We start from the raw sequence: 17,049 nt of genomic DNA, 5'->3' as shown, positions 1-17,049 counted from the left end.
GCACATGACGAACGACGACAGCTGGGGCGGCTTCCCGCCGCCGACGGCCAAGCCGGTCTACGAGATCCCGGTGACCCCACCAGGTGCGACCGCAGCGGGCTGGACGCCGGGCCCGGGCGTGCCGCTGGCCGCGCCGCCGACGTGGGGTGCGCCGGTGGATGCGGTGCCGGCGGAACCGGTGGCGCCCGCCCCGGTGTGGCCTCTCGACGGCACGACGACGGCAGCGGCTCCCGGATACGCGCCCGTGGAAGCCGTGCGATTGGTGCCCGCCGGGCGACGCGCGGCGCAGCCGCAAGAGGGCACTCCCGAGGTCGTCGGCGCTCAGATTCAGGGATCTGCGGAGCCGGCGCCCGACGAGCTGGCCCTGCTCACGCCGGATGAGCGTACGGCCTTGGAGAACGCGGACGCCGAATTGGTTGCGGCTTTGCGGGAGGTCGTCTACCGGAGTGCCTCGGATCTGCATGTCACCGCGGGCTCCCCACCGATGGTGCGGATCGACGGTGCGCTCACTCCTGCCGGCGCGAGCGAGCCGTGGAGTCACGACCGAACCAGGAGCGCGCTCTTCAGCCTCCTCACAGATCGTCAGCGAGACATGTTCTCGCGAGAGCTCGAGCTGGACTTCGCATTCACGATCTCTGCAAACTCCCGCTTCCGCGTCAACCTCTATCAGCAGCGCGGGTCGGTGGGTGCGGCCTTCCGACTGATTCCGACCGAGATCAAGCAGCTTCGCGATCTCGGGGTACCCGAGCAGATTGCACGCTTCGCCGGGCTTCCCCGAGGGTTGGTGCTGGTGACCGGCCCCACAGGCTCCGGAAAGTCCACGACCCTTGCGGCTCTCATCGACCTGGTGAACTCGACTCGCGCCGACCACATCGTGACCGTCGAAGACCCGATCGAGTTCATGCACAAGCACAAGCGGGCGATCGTCAACCAGCGTGAGGTCGGACACGACACCCACAGCTTCAACAACGCCCTCAAACACGTGCTCCGGCAGGATCCCGATGTGATCCTCATCGGAGAGCTTCGAGACCTCGAGACGATCTCCGTGGCTCTGACCGCGGCCGAGACCGGTCACCTGGTCTTCGCAACCCTCCACACTCAGGATGCGGCCCAGACGATCGACCGCGTCATCGACGTGTTCCCGCCGCACCAGCAGGACCAGGTGCGAGCGCAACTCGCGGGCACGCTGCAGGGCGTCGTGTGCCAGACACTGGTGAAGCGGGCTTCCGGCCGCGGCCGAGCGGTGGCGACGGAGATCCTGATGATCACGCCCGCCATCGCGAATCTGATTCGTGAGGGCAAGACCTACCAGATCGCCTCCATGATGCAGGCTGGTAAGGACGCGGGCATGCACACGATGGACCAGCATCTGGCAGACCTCGTCAACGCCGGCACGATCACGCGGGCGGCGGCGATGGAGAAGGCACACGATACAGAGGGCATCGGACGGCTCATCCAGCGCGTCGACGGTGCGGGCGGGCTCGGTGTGCCACTCGCTTCCAGCGGTCCCGACTACGGCGACACCTACTCCGCGGGGGTGAGGTAGTGGCCGGCGCCGTCACCTTCGCGTACCGCGGCCGCGACGCGGAGGGCAAGATCGTCACCGGCAAGCTGGACGCTCAGGGCCAGTCGGCCGCTGTCGCGCGGCTGAGGACACTCGGCGTTTCTCCGATCTCCATTTCCGAGGCGCCGGAAGGCACCGGGCTCAACCGCGAGATCAACATCGGCTTCGGGAGCGGCGTCAAACTCAAGGATCTCGCCGTACTCAGCCGGCAGATGGCCACCATGATCGCTTCTGGTCTCTCCCTGCTGAAGACGCTCAGCATCCTCGCCGAGCAGACCGAGAACAAGAAACTCGGGGCGATCATGGAGGAGGTCCGGGACGATGTGGAGACAGGCGTCTCCGTCTCGGATGCTTTGAAGAAGCATGAGCGGGTGTTTCCACCGCTCATGATCAACATGGTGCGGGCAGGCGAGACCGGAGGGTTCCTCGACGACGCGATGGAGTCGGTCGCCGAGAACTTCGAGAAGGAGGTGAAGCTCCGGTCGACGATCAAGTCGGCCATGACCTACCCGGTCATCGTGCTCGCCATGTCCGTCATCGCCGTCGCTGCGATGCTGCTGTTCATCGTTCCCGTCTTCGAGAAGATGTTCTCCGGGCTGGGAGCGCAGCTCCCTCTCCCCACGGAGATCCTGGTGGTGCTGTCGCATGCGATGGTGTGGATCGCACCGATCGCGATCGTGGCTCTCATCGTGTTCGCGATCTGGTGGTCGCGCAATCGGCATACGCAGGAGGTCCGGCAGCGCGTCGATCCGCTGAAGCTGAAAGTGCCGGTCTTCGGCCCACTCCTCAAGAAGATCGCGATCGCGCGGTTCAGCCGAAATCTCTCGAACATGATCGGCGCCGGCGTGCCCATCCTTCAAGCGCTCAGGATCGTAGGAGAGACCAGTGGTAATTGGGTGATCGAGAAGTCGCTGATCGAGGTCGCCGAGTCCGTGCGCCAGGGCGAGTCCATCGCGAAACCGCTCATGGCCCAGCCGGTCTTCCCGACGATGGTCACACAGATGATCGCGGTCGGGGAGGATTCCGGCTCCCTGGAGACGATGCTGGACAAGATCGCGGATTTCTACGAGCAGGAGGTCGAAGCTGCGACGGAGCAGCTGACCGCGATGATCGAGCCGGTGCTCATCGCGTTCCTCGGTGTCGTCATCGGCGGCATGGTCATCGCGCTGTACATGCCCATCTTCCAGATCGGAACTCTGGTGAAATAACCCTTTTCGGGTCACAACCAGGTGATTCATCCCCCCGGACTGGGGTATCTAAAGTCCGATATTCCCCCCTTTCGCGGGATTATCCCGAGAATTCGCCGAGAAATAACATCAAGCGACGAACGGACCGACTGGCCGCTCGAACTCCCGACCGAAGGAACACTGCAATGTACTTCCGACTCATGGGCAAGCTCAACGCCCGTCGTAAGGGCCTCCTCGAGGAGGGCGAGAAGGGCTTCACCCTGATCGAGCTCCTCGTCGTGGTCATCATCATCGGCATCCTGGCTGCCATCGCCATTCCGGTTTATATCGGCATCCAGAACAACGCCAAGGACAGCGCGGTCAAGTCCGACCTGACCAACGTGAAGACGGCTCTGGTCGCTGCGTACACGAACAACCCCTCCGCCACCTTCCCGACCACGCTGACGCCGGCCACCACCATCGGCAGCACCACGCTGGGCGCCCTGGGCGCTACCTCCAGCGCGACCTACGGCGCCAGCGGCGCTCCTGCAGCCTTCACCGGCTCGACGTTCACCAACTTCTGCGTCAGCGCCACCAGCAGCGACACGAACAACCCGTTCCACATCGACTCGAAGAACGGCGTTTCCAGCGGCGCCTGCACCGCACTCCCGGGCAACTGATCCCTCCGGCCGGGGTGACGCCAGTCTCGCGGCGTCACCCCGGCCGTCTCACGTTCCGCCCTCCGCACCCGACCCGAAGGAGGTGACCATGATCATTCCGCGCAACCTCCGTCAGATCGAAACCGACGACGAGGGCCTCACACTCGTCGAGGTCGTGATTGCCCTCTTCATCTTCGGCATCATCGCCACCCTCGTCGCTTACTCGCTGACGAGTTCGCTCGTCCGCGTCCGCGAGTCGCGGTCGCGGGAGATCGCGGTCAACCTCGCGGCACAGGAGATCGACTACGACCGGGCTATCAGCAACGTGTTCTCCGTCGATGACGACTCATGGACCAAGGTGGTCAACGGAACCACGTTCACTGTCACACGTGACGCCGACTGGGTTCCTGCCAACAACAGCACGGTGGCGTGCGGCGCCGGCGGCGGGACGTTGCAGTACAAGCGGGTGAACGTCACGGTCGATTGGACGGGCCGCACGTCCGGCATCGATCCCGTGAAGTCCAGCAGCATCGTGGCGCCAAACAACCGGATCAACGATCCGCTCCTCGGCACGATCATCATCTCGGTCACCTCCTCTACCGGCGCCGGGACCCCCGGCGTGACTGCAACGGTGACCGCGTCGTCCACCAATCCGAACGGTGCAGTGGCGCTCGCCGCTCAGCCGCCCGCGACGGATTCGAACGGGTGCACCTATGCCCTGAAGGTCACACCTGGCAACTACGACGTGACACTGTCCACGCCGAACTACGTCGATATCTCCCAGAACCCGAACCCCGTGTTCAAGAACCTGTCGGTCACCAAGGGCGGAGTCAGCAAAGCCCCCTTCACATACGACAACAGCGGCTTGTTCTCGCTGGCATACGGCGGCGCGACCGTGGCGACGAACCAAGCGGTGACATTCGTCAACGCGGTAGGGGGTGTCTACACCAAGACGGTCGGGTCGGCGGCCTCCGTCAGTCTCTTCCCGTTCGGAGACGGGTATTCGGCCCTCGCCGGTGCTTATGTGGGGCCGGTTGGATCGAATCCCACATGCCTGAACGTTGATCCGGCCAGCTGGACGACGCCTGCGTCGGGCGACGGCGCAACCGGCAAGGCGTTGCATAACGGGCCCGGCGCAGCACCCGGCGGCTCCGCCACGCTCAACGTGGCATCCGGGGTGGTCTCCGTCACCGGGTTGGCCGCCGGTCGCTACGTGACGGCAGTCCTGCAGTCGCCCGTGAATGGCACAGGAGACCCGGGATGCGCCACCGGCACCCCGAACCTCAAGTTCGGTCCCGCTACCGCAGGAACGATGAAGTATGCGCTGCCGTTCGGATCGTGGAAGCTCTACTCCGGGACGTCATCGGGGAGCACTTCCACGTCGATCCCGACGAGCCAGATGGTTCCGGTGACCCGCGCGATCCTGACAGCGTCGCAGGCGACCATTACGCTCGACCCCAGGACGGTCGGCTGATGCGCGCCCCCGACCGTCGCCGGTACGCCGACGCAGGGATCAGCCTCGCAGAGCTCTTGGTCGCGATGATGGTCTTCAGTCTCCTGCTGACCATCGTCGGGGGCGTCTTCTTCTCCGTCAACCGGAACTTCGCGATGAGCCGTTCCCTGGACACGAACACCAAATCCGCGTCGAACGGCATGAATGAGATCTCTCGCGTTCTTCGCGCGGCGACGGAGAACCCGGTCCGTGGGCAGGCTCTTCCGGACTCCGCCTTCCGGTCGGTCGGAACGGAGACGCTCGTCGTCTACGCGTACGTGAACCTGGCCTCCTCGAGCGAGCAGCCCATCCAGGTGCGCTTCTCCGTGGATGGCAGCCGCAATCTCGTGGAGGAGATCTGGCCCGGAATCGCACAGAGCGGCGGCTATTGGACTTTTCCGGACCCGACGAGTGTGGCCGCGACGACCAAGCGGATCCTGGCCAGCAGCGTGATCGCCGCCTCGTCGGGAGTTGCGCCGCTCTTCACATATCTCGGCGTGTCCAACACCGCCCTGTCCAACGCCGCTTCCAACCCGCGCAGCATCGCCGCCGTCCAGGTCAGCCTGACCACGGGAACCACCGCCGCGGGCGACACCTCGAACGTGACGCTCCAGAACACTGTCGGCCTGCCGAACCTGCCGCTCTCGAGAGCGGAGCTGTGATGATGAAACCGGCGCGCGGCCGTGTGCGGTCAGACGAGGGGCTTGCTCTGCCCATGGTCATGATCATCGGCATGGTGCTGCTGCTGCTGGTCTCGACGATGGCCGCGACCACCCTCAGCGGCACCGTGAAGTCGAGCAGCGATTCCGACTGGAACGCGGCCATGTCGGCGGCGTACGCGGGGATCGAGGACTATCAATCCAAGCTTGCCAACGACAACACCTACCAGCAGTACGGCAACTCGACCTCTCTGTTCAGTGCGGGAAGCAGCTTCACCGGCACGAACGGCAATCTCGCGTTCGGCGTCGGACCCCTGGGATCGTGGGCGACTGTCCCGGGTAGCGGAGGGGTAGCTCTGTACCGTTACGAAGTCGACAACTCCAAGTACGCGCTCGCGGGGACCCTGCGACTGCGGTCGACGGGCAAGGTCGGCTCGACGACGCGCTCCATCGTGGCCGACCTGAAGCAGTCCGGGTTCATCGACTTCTTGTACTTCACCGACTACGAGATCCAGGATCCCGCCACTTCGTCCACCTCGTGCACCCCGGCCTACGCGTGGGCGGTGTCCAGCCGGCCGAATTGCACGACCATCCAGTTCGCGGCGAGCGACGTCATCAACGGCCCGGCCCACTCGAACGACACGCTGCAGATCTGCGGCGCCACATTTAACAGCATCGTAACGACGGGGTACAACCCCAGTTCCGGTAACGCCTACATCACCCCGAGCGGGTGTGCTGCGGGCAATTTCGCGCTCTCGGGCTACCCGCGCTACAGCCCGGTGGTCGCCATGCCGGCGACCAACACGCAGATGAAGCAGGAGACCCGGACGGACATCCCGTCGACCGTGGCGCGCCCCGGGTGTCTCTACACCGGTCCGACCACCATCACCTTCAACGCCGACGGGACCATGACGGTCCGCAGCCCCTGGACCAGAGCCACGAACGTGGTCGGCGATCCGCCCACCGCGGCGGGAGTGAATCCGACCACCAATTGCGGGACGCCGGGGTACGCCTCGACGGGCACCCTCGGCAGTCCCTCCGGACAGACGATCCCGGTTCCCGCGAACAACCTCGTCTTCGTGCAGTCGGTGCCCACGTCGACATCCGATCCGAATGGATACGCCGCGGGAACTTATCCGAGCAATTTCACCTGCCCTGACGCGAGCAGCAACGGCCTAGGTTATCCGGCCGCGAATGAGAGAGCCCCGTCTATCTCCACCTCAGCGCCGTCCTACGGCTGCCGCAACGGCGATGTCTTCGTGCAGGGCAACGTGCACGGTGCGGTCAGCGTGGCCGCGGACAATTACGTCTACGTCGTCGGCGACATCAAATACGTCGACACGCAGAACGACATGCTGGGGCTCGTCGGCCAGAACGCCGTCTGGGTCTACAACCCCGTGAACTCCAGCGGAAGCCTTCTCGACTCGTCGCAGAACGGCCGCGAGATCGACGCGGCGATCCTGTCGGTCGCCCACACCTTCCAGGTGCAGAACTACACGGCCGGCAAGAAGGGGACGCTGACCATCCTGGGCGCGATCGCTCAAAAGTTCCGCGGGCCCGTTGCCCAATCGAGCGGCGGATCGATCACCACCGGCTACGCGAAGAACTATCAATACGATCCACGGCTCGCGTACCAGGCTCCGCCCAAGTTCCTCTCACCCGTCTCGACCACCTATGGAACGACCGCTGTCGTCGAGGTCAAGACGGCCTTCAAGCCCGACGGAACGAGCATCCCGTGATCGAGCAGGCGTCCACGGCTGTCGCCGTCTTCCTCATCGCCGGAGCCGGGGTACTCGGCCTGCTGATCGGGTCGTTCCTCAACGTCGTCGCCTACCGCGTGCCCGCGGGGCGTTCGGTCGTGGCTCCCGCGAGCGCATGCCCCGAGTGCGGATCCCCGATCCGGCCGTGGGACAACATCCCCGTGCTCTCCTGGCTCGTCCTCCGCGGCCGCTGCCGCGACTGCGGCAGTCCCATCTCGGTCCGGTACCCCTTGGTCGAGGCTGCGACGGGAGCTGCTTTCGCCGCCGTCTGCTGGTGGTCGATCTCGTTTGCCGGCGGCCTCCCCGGAGGACCGTCCGTTCCGGCGGCGCTCCAGGCGGTGGCCTTCCTGCTCTTCGCCGGGGCAAGCATCGTCCTCGCTTTGATCGATGCCGACACCAGGCGCCTGCCGGACATCATCGTCTTCCCGACGTTGGTCTCCGGCCTCGCGCTCCTCCTGAGCGCTGCGATCGTCGGCGGACTCTGGGCGGATGCCGGGCGCGCGGCGATCGGCTCGCTCCTCCTGTTCGCCTTCTATTTGGTACTGGCGCTCGCCTATCCCGGGGGTATGGGTTTCGGGGACGTGAAACTCGCGGCGGTCATCGGCCTCTATCTGGGGTGGCTGGGCTGGCAGGACCTGCTGGTCGGTGCGTTCGCTGCCTTCGTTCTGGGGGGACTGTGCGCGATCGTCCTCCTCGCCCTGAATCGGGTGCGGCGCGGAAGCGGCATCCCCTTCGGGCCGTGGATGCTGGCGGGTTGTTGGGTGGGCGTGTTCTGGGGCGACGCGATCGCCCATCTCTATCTGTCCCTCGTGGGACTGGCGTAAGGAAGGCGAGGAGCCATGGTGAACAGGATCGTCGGAGTGGACATCGGAACCACCTCGCTGCGGGCCGTCGAGATCGAAGGACCAGACAAGGCGAAGCCGCTGTTCGCGGGATATGCGATCGTGCCGTTACCGCCCGGCGCGGTCGACCGCGGCGAAGTGGTCGAGCCCAACACGGTCGCCCAATGCCTGAGGCAGCTGTGGACGAAGGGAAAGTTCAAGAGCCGCACGGCCGTCCTCGGCATGGGTAACCAGCGCGTCCTGGTTCGAGACCTCACCGTGCCGTATGCCACGCGCGAGAGAATTCGCGAGACGCTGCCGTTCCAGGTGCAGGACATGCTCCCGTTGCCGGTCAGCGACGCGCTGCTCGACTTCTACCCCGTTGCGGAGTCTCAGTCCGACACCGGCCCCGTACTCACCGGGCTGCTGGTGGCCGCTGTCAAGGACGCCGTGCTCGGCAACGTTCGTGCGACAGAGAAGGCCGGGCTACGGGCCACCGACGTCGATGTCATCCCCTTCGCGCTCGCGCGGGTGCTTGCGACGCGGGCACAGCTAGGCGGAACCTATGCACTGGTGGATATCGGCGCTGCGACCACGAACGTCGTCATCGTGAAGGACGGAGTGCCGCAGTTCGTCCGCATCATTCCCGCCGGTGGAGCGGACCTGACGACGGCTCTCCAGTCGACTCTTCAGGTGGACGCGGAGACCGCCGAGAGACAGAAACGCGAGTTCGGCCTCCTCCGCCGGGTGGAGTCCCAGGAGGAACGAGCTGTGTCGGACGTTCTCGTCCAGACAGTCGGCGAACTGCTCACGAGCCTCCGCAACACGGTCAATTACTACGTGAACACTCGACCCGAGGATCGGGTGGAAGGGATCGTCCTCACCGGCGGCGGATCTCTCCTGGCGGGTCTGCCTGAGGCGCTCGCGGAGATGTCGCGGATTCCGGTGCACGCCGGCGACCCGTTCCGGGTGGTGGGCCTGACGCGCAAGGTCTCCGCCGAAGCCCTCCGCATCGACCGTCCGTCACTCAGCGTAGCGCTCGGACTGGCACTGAGGAGGGCGGCATGACTCTCGCAGTCAAGAACCCAGCGATCTCCGATGGCACGACGGCCGATCGACGTGAGTCGGCGCGGCGGCCTCGCGGGGACCGACCGACAACTTCGTTCGTCGCGGCGGAGCCGCTGGTTGATCTTCTGCCGCCTGAGATCCGTGCGGAGCGCAAAGCGAGCGGTGTCCGCCGCGTCCTTGTGTACTCCGTGCTGGGCCTGGTCATGCTCGTGGTGCTCGCCGCCGGCGGTGCCACCGCTCTGGCCGTCAGCGAGCAGGCGGGTGTTTCGCAGGCGCAAGCTGATTCGACGCGGCTGGTCCAGCAGCAGTTGGCGTTCCGCGACGCTCAACTGGCGCAGCAGCGCGTCGAGCTCGCACAGGCCGCACAGAAAGTAGCTGGTGCCACCGAGGTGGACTGGTCCTCGTATTTCGACAAGTTCCAGGCGGCGACTGTGCCTGGTGTAGCGGTCACCGGGCTGCGCGCCGACTCTGCGTCGCCGATCGCACTCTACGAGCAGTCGACATCGCCTCTTCAGGGACCTCGCATCGCGAGCGTCACGTTCACCGCCGACACGACGAGCCTCGACCCGGTTCCGGCCTGGCTCACGGCGCTGAGCGCCGTTCCGGGAGTGGTGGATGTGATGACCGACGACGCGACGCAGGATCCGACGTCGGGCGTCTACACGGTGCATGTGACTGCGCACCTCAGCTCAGCCGCCTATGACGAGCGCTTCACTGGAAAGGGCAAGTGACCGATGGACAAGAACAGGATCTGGATCATCGGCTCCGTCCTCGTAGCAGTTGCTATCGTCGTCGGCGGCTGGTTCCTCGCGATCGCTCCGCAGCTCGGAGTGGCCGCTCAGGCGACGCTCCAGCGTGCTCAGGTCGACCAGCAGAATGCGCAATACACCGCCCAGCTGCGCTCTCTTCAGGCCGCGCACGCCAAGCTTCCCCAGACGGAACAGCAGCTCGCGGAACTGGCCAAGGCGATTCCGGCCGATGCGGGACTCCCTGCTTTCTACGAGGAGCTCAATTCGGTCGCGGCGAGCGCCGGGGTGACGGTGACCAAGGTCACTCCGTCCGACGCCGTGCCCTACATCGCTCCCACTGCACCGGCCGCGCAGCCCGCTGCCGCCGCGCCATCCGGGTCGCCCACACCTGCACCGACCCCGACCCCGACTCCGACCGCGACTCCGACGCCCGCGCCTAGTCCGACTGCTGTACCGGGAATGCCGCCGGTTCAGGACGCCCGCGTAACTGCCGAGAACCTTTCGCTCATCCCGCTGGTGGTGACGGTCTCGGGACCCAGCAATTCGATTCAGGCCTTCGTCAAGGGTATGCAGTCGGGTGACCGGCTGTTCCTTGTAACGGGGGTCTCCATCAGTGCGTCGACGTCGGGACCGGCGTATGAAGGCAGGCTGTCCGGATACCTGTTCGCCCTCGCCAAGGCGGAGACGGTGCCGACCGAGGGGAAGTAACGCTCCCGGTCCCGCCTCCCCGGTCTCGGCCGCCCCCGTTGCTACAGTGGGCGCAACGGGCCCGCCGGGCCGATGGAGGAGCCAGGATGAGCGACACGCCGGACGCGCCGAAGCGCGCGACCTACGAGCCGGGGCCGGACGACGCACGGCCGGAGTCCGAGCAGGCGGCCGCCGAGCAGGCCGGCGCGGCTGCGACCGCCCCCGCGGCGTCCGCCGCCGCGGAGCCCGCCACCGACACCGGGGCACAGGTCGTCGAGCCGCCGTCGAATCCCGTTTCGGCGCGTGGTCACCTCAACCGTCCCGCAGGCGACGCCGAGCAGGAGGCGGCCCCCGTGGCCGCCGCGCCGGCCGAGCCGCAGCGTCCCGCCGCGATCGCCGAGCCGGAGCCTGTCGTCGCGAGCGATGACGATGTCGCGGCCGCCATCGCCCGTAACAGCCCGCAGCCGGGTGCAACCGCCGCGGGCGACGCGACGGTCGACACCGCCTCACCTGTCGAGTCGGCCACTCCGGTGATCGTCGCAGCCGAAGCCGCCACTCTGAGCCAGGGCGACACCGCAACGACCGCGTATGGCAGCGTCCCGCCGGGCGCAGCAGCCGCGACCGCCGCCGCCCCCGCCCCGCAGCCGGTCGCCCCGATCTACCTCACGCGCCCCGAGCCGCCCAAGAAGAAGAGCAACCGCGGTGTCGGCATCCTCATCGCCCTCGTCGGCACGGTCGCGTTCGCCGTGCTGTGGGCGGGCGCCGTGCTCATCGTCGGCTCGCTGCTGACGCCGAGCAACGAGTTCGGCCCGGCGCTGCTCGAGTTCTTCACCGGCGGTCGCGCGTTCGGGATCCGCGGTTGGGCGCCCGTCGTGGCGTTCTTCATCGGGATGGTCGTGCTCATCCAGATCCTGAACCGGGCGCGCTGGTGGGCCTACATCCTGGGCGGGCTGTTCGTCGCGGTCTTCGTGTACTTCGTCTACATCGGCGCCGGCCTGATCGACGCGCAGTACTGGCTGCGCAACTCCGAGGAGTTCGCCATCCTCATGCGCAGCGCCTGGGTGAGCCCCCTCGCCGTCCTCGCCGGCGTGATCGCCCGCGAGGTCTCGATCTGGACGGGCGCGTGGCTCGCCGCCCGCGGCCGCAAGCTGAAGGCGCGCAACGCCGAGGCGCAGGCCGACTACGAGCAGCAGGTCGCCGACGCTCAGAACCAGGCTGTCGCCGCCTACGCGCAGCAGGGGTACTGACCGGGAGGAATCGCAGCCGACCATGCGTGACGAGCGCGTCTACGCAACCGTCGTCGCCTTCTTCGCGACGGGGCTGTACCTCGCTCTGGTCGTCGCCGCGTTCGGCCTGGTCTCCCTCGCGACCGACAGCGACGTCGTCGCCGACCCGGACGTCGGGCCGCTGGTCGGCCCCGTCATGGTGGTGGCGTCGGCGGTCATGCTGCTGGTGTTCCTCATCGTGCTCGGGACGCGTGTGCCGGCCGAACGCCAGCGGGTGTCACCCGGCGTCGCGTTCGGCGTCGCAGTCGCCTGCTATGCCGTCTTCATCGTCGCGGGCGGGATCGCCGGTGCGGCCGGCGACCCGAACGACCCGTTCCATTACTTCCTGTTCGCGTTCGCCCAGCTCCTGCGCTGGCCCGCCATCACGATCGCGGTCCTGGCGTTCGCGGTGACGCTGCTCTACCAGCTGGTGCTCGTCGGGCGCTTCCGGCAGCGCGGGCGTCCGCGCTGGCCGTGGGAGGGCGACGACGAGGAGTAGCCCGTCCGATCGGGTCAGACGCGGGCGCGAGCCGGGAGGGACGCATCCACCAGCGGCACCTGCACCCGCGTGAAGCCGCCCTTCTGGATGAACACACCGCGTCCCGGAGGGAACTCGGACCGGTTCAGGCGCGGCAGCGGCGTCTTCAGCAGGATGTCGCCCTCGACCGAGTCTGGCTGCAGCAGCAGCCCGCGCCGGCCGTTCTTCACCTCGCCGAGCAGCGGCCACGACGTGCCCCACGCGCTCGACTCCGCCTCCGCGACGAGCAGGTGATCGCTGCGCCGGATGGCGCGGATCAGCTCCACGATAGGGGAGTCGGCGGGCGTCTGCAGGAAGTCGCCGATGCTCTCCACGAACACCGCGATCCGGCCCTCCGTGTCGGGGTCGGCGATGGCGACGGTGAGGTCCTTCGCGAGCTCGGCGGCCTCCGCGGGCGTGAGTGCGCGGTCCGTCCACAGGCCCGACCCGGAGAGGGGAGACCGGGCGCTTCCCACGTAGTACAGCCGCGTCTCGGCGTCGAAGCGTGCCACCGCATCCGCGACCGCGGCGAGCGCCGTGGTGCGACCGCTGGCCGGGGGACCGGCGATGAGCAGCGTCCCCGATGGCTCGAAGCCGAGCGGTCCGAGGTCGATGTCGCCGATGCCGAGCACGGGCTGTCCGCCGACGCTGTCGGGCAGGGACGCGGGGTCTAGCTCCTTCGGCATCGAGCCGACGACGGGCGCCTCCGGGATGCCGGCACGCTCCATCGCCTCCGCGAGACGTCGGACCGCCTCCGACTGGTCCGCGACGGCACGTGAACCGCCGAGCACGGCGATCTGCGTCTCGTAGCCATCGACGATCGCGCGGCCGGGAGGGGACGCGGGCGAGAGGATGTCGCTGGGCACGTCGAGCATCCCGTACCCGTCGTCCGCCAGACGCAGCACGACGCGGCGCTGAACCAGCGAACCGATCGCGGTGGGGACGGCGCCGGCACGGTCGCCGGTCAGCGCCACGTGCATTCCGAGGCGCCGGCCGTCGGCCAGCAGGTCGCGGAACACGTCGTACCATTGCGACCGTCCAGCCGGGATCTCGAAGTCCTCGCGGAAGCTGGGGAAGCCGTCGACGAGAAGCAGGATGCGCGGCTCCTCCTGGCGCCCGGTCAGCGATCGGTACTCGGTGATGTTGGACGCGTTCGCCTCGGCGAAGCGCGGCCCGCGGTCTTCGAGCGTCTCCTTCAGCATCCGGAACAGCCGGATGATGCGATCCGGGTCGTCGCCGGGGATGATCGACCCGACGTGCGGGAGCTTCTCCAGCATCCGCAGACTGCCCGCACCGAAGTCCAGACCGTACACGTGCACGGGGCCGCCGCGCGGGGTGATCGCGGCGGCGGAGGCGAGCGTGCGCAGCACGGTGGACTTGCCGGAGCCGCCGGTGCCGTAGACGGCGAGGTTGCCGTCGACATCCGGCTGGAAGTAGACGGGACGCTGCTCCTGGCGGTCGGGGATGTCGGCCACGCCGAGCAGCAGTTCCGCGTCGGTGCGCTGCCGCAGCAGCCCGAGGTCGTACGCGGCGGCGAGCTCGTCGAGCCACGGACGGCGGGGAGCCGGGATGTGCGCGGCCGACTGCGCGCGCACGATCGCGGCGACCATCCGCTGCTGGTCGGTGGGGCCGAGGTCGCGCTCCGGCTCCTCGGCGGGCCGCTCCTCCTCCCAGCGCACCTCGCCGCCGAAGCGGAGCTCGGCGACCTCGACGCCCGCCCGCTCGGGCTCGCGGGTGGTCCAGCCGCCGGCGTAGGCCGACTGGAACCGCACTAGTCGGCCTGGTCCGGTCTTCGCCATTCCGCGGCCGGGGATGCTCGGGTCGAAGTGTGCGGCGTCGGCGACGCCCACGACGTCCTGGCTGTCCGACTCGTCGGCCATGCGCAGAGCGATGCGGAGATTGGTGTTGGCGCGCAGGTTGTCCTTGATGACACCCGCCGGCCGCTGCGTCGCCATGATGAGGTGGATGCCGAGTGAGCGTCCGCGCTGGGCGATGTCGACGACGCCGTCGACGAACTCCGGCACTTCACCGACCAACGCGGCGAACTCGTCGATGACGAGCACGAGCGCGGGCGGGCTGTCCGGGTCGCCGCGCTTCTCCAGCTCCAGCAGGTCCTTCGCCTTCTTCCGGTTGAGCAGGTGCTCGCGGTAGTGCAGTTCGGCGCGGAGGCTGGTGAGAGCCCGGCGCACCAGGTGCGGGCTCAGGTCGGTGACGAGGCCCACGCAGTGCGGGAGGCTGACGCAGTCGGCGAACGCGGAGCCGCCCTTGTAGTCCACGAACAGGAAGGTGACCCGGTCGGGGCTGTACTCGGCCGCCATCCCGAGCACCCAGGCCTGCAGGAATTCGCTCTTCCCGGCGCCGGTGGTGCCGCCCACGAGCGCGTGCGGTCCCTGCGTCCGCAGGTCGAGGTGCATGGCGTCGACGCCCGCGGACCCGATGGTCGCCCGCAGCGTGCCGGGGCGGCGTCGTGTGGGTTTCGCGCCGGCGGTGCGGTCGTGGATGGAGGCGTTCTGCCGCCAGCGGTCCACCACCGCACTCGACGACTCGGCCAACTCGTGTCCGAGCAGGGTCACCAGCGACACGGAGCGCGGCAGGTCGCTGGCGTCGGCGACGAGCGCTCCGGCGTCGATGACGGGCGCCATCCGCTTGGCGTAGTCGAGGGCGGTCGCGGCGCTGACCGGCTCGGTGACGACGTCCTCCACGGTCTCGCCGATACGGACGAAACCGGCGCGGGCACGGTGCGCCTGGTCGGTGTGCTGCAGGAAGGTGCGGCAGACGGCCGGGAGCCGGTCGACGTCGTCCGAGATCCAGACCGGGAAGACGCCCGCGTCGGCGGCCGCCTCGGCGAGCTGGACGAGACGGGCGCGGTCGACGGCGACGTCGTCGGAGATGACGACGATCACGGCGGGAACCGGCGACGGCGTCCCGTTGCTGGTCTGCGAGCGCCCGACCTCCGCGCCGCGCTCGAGGGCGGCGCTCTCCTGCTCCATGGCGCCGCGCCGCTGGGGGCCGGCCTTCGCGGCCGCGAGGCGCTCTTCCACGAGCCCCTCGAGCGAACTCAGCACACCGGCGGCAGAGGACGCGCTGTCGGCGAGGTGACCACCGGCCAGCGGGCTGTGCGGGGAGGACGTGTGCGGCATCCACTTCAGCCAGCCGAGCTCGCGCGACCAGCGCGGGGAGACGAGGGCGGCGACCGCCAGCTCGGAGGGGGAGTGCAGGGCGGTGAGCTGGACGAGCACCGAGTTCACCGATCCCGCGATGAGGTCCGCCGGACCGGCGATGCCGAGCGCTCCGGACTCGTACAGGTTGTCGAGCACGGGGACGTCCTCGACCATGGCGTTGTCGGCGATGACCGCGTCCAGTCGCTCCTGGAACTCGACGATCAGCTCGCCGCGGTCGACGGCCTGCACCGAATTGCGCGAGCGCATGGTGCCGCGGCCCAGCTGCAGGTTGAGGAACGACCAGTGCTCCGGCCGCCGCGTCCAGAGCAGCGGGCCGCGACGCACCGCTTCAGCCAGAGCGTCCGCCGTTGTCGGCGTCTCCGCCTGGCGCAGCTCGACCTCCGTCGTGCGTTCCTGCTCCAGCTTGCTGGAGAGCGCCTCGAGCCGCTGCTCGAACAGCGCGATCTGCTTCTTGAGCTTCCGCTTGCCGCGGGTGCGGCCGCTGATGTAGTTGCCGACGAGCATCACCGGCGACAGCAGCACGAAGAGCAGGCTGGTCGGGTTGTGCGTCAGGAAGAACATCGCACCGCCGAGCAGCAGCGGCGTGATCATGGCGAGCAGCGGGAAGGGCGGATCATCCTTCTCCCCGGGCACCTCGGGCGCCTGGAACACCTGACCGGAGTACCGGCGCTCGACGCGCGGCGACCGGTTGAAGAACACCGGGCCCGCGGTGGGCGGAGCCGCCGGCAGCTCGGACCCCGACTTCACCTCGAGCTCCACCTCGGTGTCGCCGAGCAGCAGCGTCTCCGACCGCCGCACGGTGAACCGGGTCACCAGGCCGCCGTCGACGACGACACCGTTCGCCGAGCCCAGGTCGACGACCTCGACTCCATCGCCCGCCTCGAACCGCACGTGCCGTTTCGACACGAGGGGATCCTGCAGCACGATGTCGCACGACTCGTCGCGACCGAGCACCGTCGAGCCGGCGCGCAGCGGGAACTCCGTGCCCTCCTGCGGACCGCTGAGCACCCGGAGCGTCGCGACGACCGGCACGTCGCCGAGTTCGGGGGAGACGTAGTGGAGGCCGGCGTCGGCCAGCGCGACCGTCGCGCCGCTGCCGATCCAGGCCTCGCCGACCGGCGCATCCGGCGGCAGGACGAGCGGATCGGCCTGGCCGGGGAGCTGGGCGCGAAGCGTCAGTGCGCCGGGTGCGGCGACCGGTCCGGTGCGCCGCGGGTCGATCCGCGCGACGGTCGAGGCGACCTCGGCGATGCTGGCGGCGGCGTCGGCGGTGACGACGATGTCATCGCTGCTGCCGGACGGGCGGGCGAGAGTCAGTTTCAGTCGCACTTCAGCACCATACCCATCTCCTCGCCCGCACGTGGATGGGGACCGCTCCCCATCGCTTCCCCGCTGGTCCACCGGTACGTTGCTGAAGGCAGGATGACCGGAGGACTCCGGCGGTCGCCACCGGAAGGGGA

At 68.2% G+C, this 17,049-nt stretch carries 13 protein-coding genes; 12 read left to right on the top strand and 1 reads right to left on the bottom strand.

The features are described 5' to 3' along the window. The first annotated feature begins 4 nt into the window (after positions 1-4). The 12 genes from J2Y42_RS00230 to J2Y42_RS00175 all read left to right on the top strand — a co-directional run bounded on the left by J2Y42_RS00230 (position 5) and on the right by J2Y42_RS00175 (position 12,389). On the top strand, positions 5-1,546 hold the full coding sequence (locus J2Y42_RS00230) for a PilT/PilU family type 4a pilus ATPase (protein WP_309853495.1): 1,542 nt from the start codon (positions 5-7) through the stop codon (positions 1,544-1,546). Continuing rightward, positions 1,546-2,772, top strand: a complete 1,227-nt coding sequence (locus tag J2Y42_RS00225; protein WP_309853492.1) for a type II secretion system F family protein — start codon at positions 1,546-1,548, stop codon at positions 2,770-2,772. The genes J2Y42_RS00230 and J2Y42_RS00225 overlap by 1 nt, the downstream gene beginning before the upstream one ends. A gap of 164 nt (positions 2,773-2,936) precedes the next feature. Beyond that, entirely contained in the window at positions 2,937-3,410 is a 474-nt protein-coding gene (locus J2Y42_RS00220; protein WP_309853489.1) for a prepilin-type N-terminal cleavage/methylation domain-containing protein, read from the top strand. Between the two features lie 88 nt (positions 3,411-3,498). Then, positions 3,499-4,863: a type II secretion system protein gene (locus J2Y42_RS00215; protein ID WP_309853487.1), complete on the top strand. Its 1,365-nt coding sequence runs from the start codon at positions 3,499-3,501 to the stop codon at positions 4,861-4,863. Continuing rightward, positions 4,863-5,543 carry a hypothetical protein gene (locus tag J2Y42_RS00210; RefSeq protein WP_309853484.1) on the top strand — a complete coding sequence of 227 codons (681 nt, stop codon included), beginning with the start codon at positions 4,863-4,865 and terminating at the stop codon, positions 5,541-5,543. Before J2Y42_RS00215 ends, J2Y42_RS00210 begins: the two co-directional genes overlap by 1 nt. Positions 5,544-5,596: 53 nt before the next feature. Further along, positions 5,597-7,279 (top strand): hypothetical protein, encoded by a 1,683-nt coding sequence (locus tag J2Y42_RS00205; RefSeq protein ID WP_309853480.1) that lies wholly within the window; start codon positions 5,597-5,599, stop codon positions 7,277-7,279. Beyond that, the gene (locus J2Y42_RS00200; protein WP_309853477.1) at positions 7,276-8,124 is read left to right on the top strand and encodes a prepilin peptidase; all 849 of its coding nucleotides are present in this window, start codon (positions 7,276-7,278) and stop codon (positions 8,122-8,124) included. Before J2Y42_RS00205 ends, J2Y42_RS00200 begins: the two co-directional genes overlap by 4 nt. Before the next feature lie 15 nt (positions 8,125-8,139). Beyond that, positions 8,140-9,189 carry a type IV pilus assembly protein PilM gene (gene pilM, locus J2Y42_RS00195; protein WP_309853474.1) on the top strand — a complete coding sequence of 350 codons (1,050 nt, stop codon included), beginning with the start codon at positions 8,140-8,142 and terminating at the stop codon, positions 9,187-9,189. After that, entirely contained in the window at positions 9,186-9,920 is a 735-nt protein-coding gene (locus J2Y42_RS00190) for a hypothetical protein (protein ID WP_309853472.1), read from the top strand. The genes pilM and J2Y42_RS00190 overlap by 4 nt, the downstream gene beginning before the upstream one ends. A 3-nt stretch (positions 9,921-9,923) precedes the next feature. Continuing rightward, on the top strand, positions 9,924-10,646 hold the full coding sequence (locus tag J2Y42_RS00185) for a type 4a pilus biogenesis protein PilO (RefSeq protein ID WP_309853469.1): 723 nt from the start codon (positions 9,924-9,926) through the stop codon (positions 10,644-10,646). A gap of 86 nt (positions 10,647-10,732) precedes the next feature. Then, positions 10,733-11,872 carry a hypothetical protein gene (locus J2Y42_RS00180; protein WP_309853466.1) on the top strand — a complete coding sequence of 380 codons (1,140 nt, stop codon included), beginning with the start codon at positions 10,733-10,735 and terminating at the stop codon, positions 11,870-11,872. Positions 11,873-11,894: 22 nt separating this feature from the next. Then, positions 11,895-12,389 (top strand): DUF6121 family protein, encoded by a 495-nt coding sequence (locus J2Y42_RS00175; RefSeq protein WP_309853463.1) that lies wholly within the window; start codon positions 11,895-11,897, stop codon positions 12,387-12,389. Between the two features lie 14 nt (positions 12,390-12,403). Here the strand turns inward: J2Y42_RS00175 and J2Y42_RS00170 are convergent, their stop codons facing one another. After that, on the bottom strand, positions 12,404-16,918 hold the full coding sequence (locus tag J2Y42_RS00170) for an FtsK/SpoIIIE domain-containing protein (protein WP_309853461.1): 4,515 nt from the start codon (positions 16,916-16,918) through the stop codon (positions 12,404-12,406). Positions 16,919-17,049: the final 131 nt, after the last annotated feature.

It is taken from the genome of Leifsonia sp. 1010 (assembly GCF_031455295.1).
Taxonomy (GTDB): Bacteria; Actinomycetota; Actinomycetes; order Actinomycetales; family Microbacteriaceae; genus Leifsonia.
Note: the sequence above shows the minus strand (reverse complement) of the source record. Positions and strands in the feature narration are given on the sequence as shown.

Coding starts and splice junctions, on each gene's coding strand:
- J2Y42_RS00230 (WP_309853495.1), top strand. CDS start 5: ATGACGAACGACGACAGCTGGGGCGGCTTCCCGCCGCCGACGGCCAAG.
- J2Y42_RS00220 (WP_309853489.1), top strand. CDS start 2,937: ATGTACTTCCGACTCATGGGCAAGCTCAACGCCCGTCGTAAGGGCCTC.
- J2Y42_RS00215 (WP_309853487.1), top strand. CDS start 3,499: ATGATCATTCCGCGCAACCTCCGTCAGATCGAAACCGACGACGAGGGC.
- J2Y42_RS00210 (WP_309853484.1), top strand. CDS start 4,863: ATGCGCGCCCCCGACCGTCGCCGGTACGCCGACGCAGGGATCAGCCTC.
- J2Y42_RS00205 (WP_309853480.1), top strand. CDS start 5,597: ATGGTCATGATCATCGGCATGGTGCTGCTGCTGCTGGTCTCGACGATG.
- pilM (WP_309853474.1), top strand. CDS start 8,140: ATGGTGAACAGGATCGTCGGAGTGGACATCGGAACCACCTCGCTGCGG.
- J2Y42_RS00190 (WP_309853472.1), top strand. CDS start 9,186: ATGACTCTCGCAGTCAAGAACCCAGCGATCTCCGATGGCACGACGGCC.
- J2Y42_RS00185 (WP_309853469.1), top strand. CDS start 9,924: ATGGACAAGAACAGGATCTGGATCATCGGCTCCGTCCTCGTAGCAGTT.
- J2Y42_RS00180 (WP_309853466.1), top strand. CDS start 10,733: ATGAGCGACACGCCGGACGCGCCGAAGCGCGCGACCTACGAGCCGGGG.
- J2Y42_RS00175 (WP_309853463.1), top strand. CDS start 11,895: ATGCGTGACGAGCGCGTCTACGCAACCGTCGTCGCCTTCTTCGCGACG.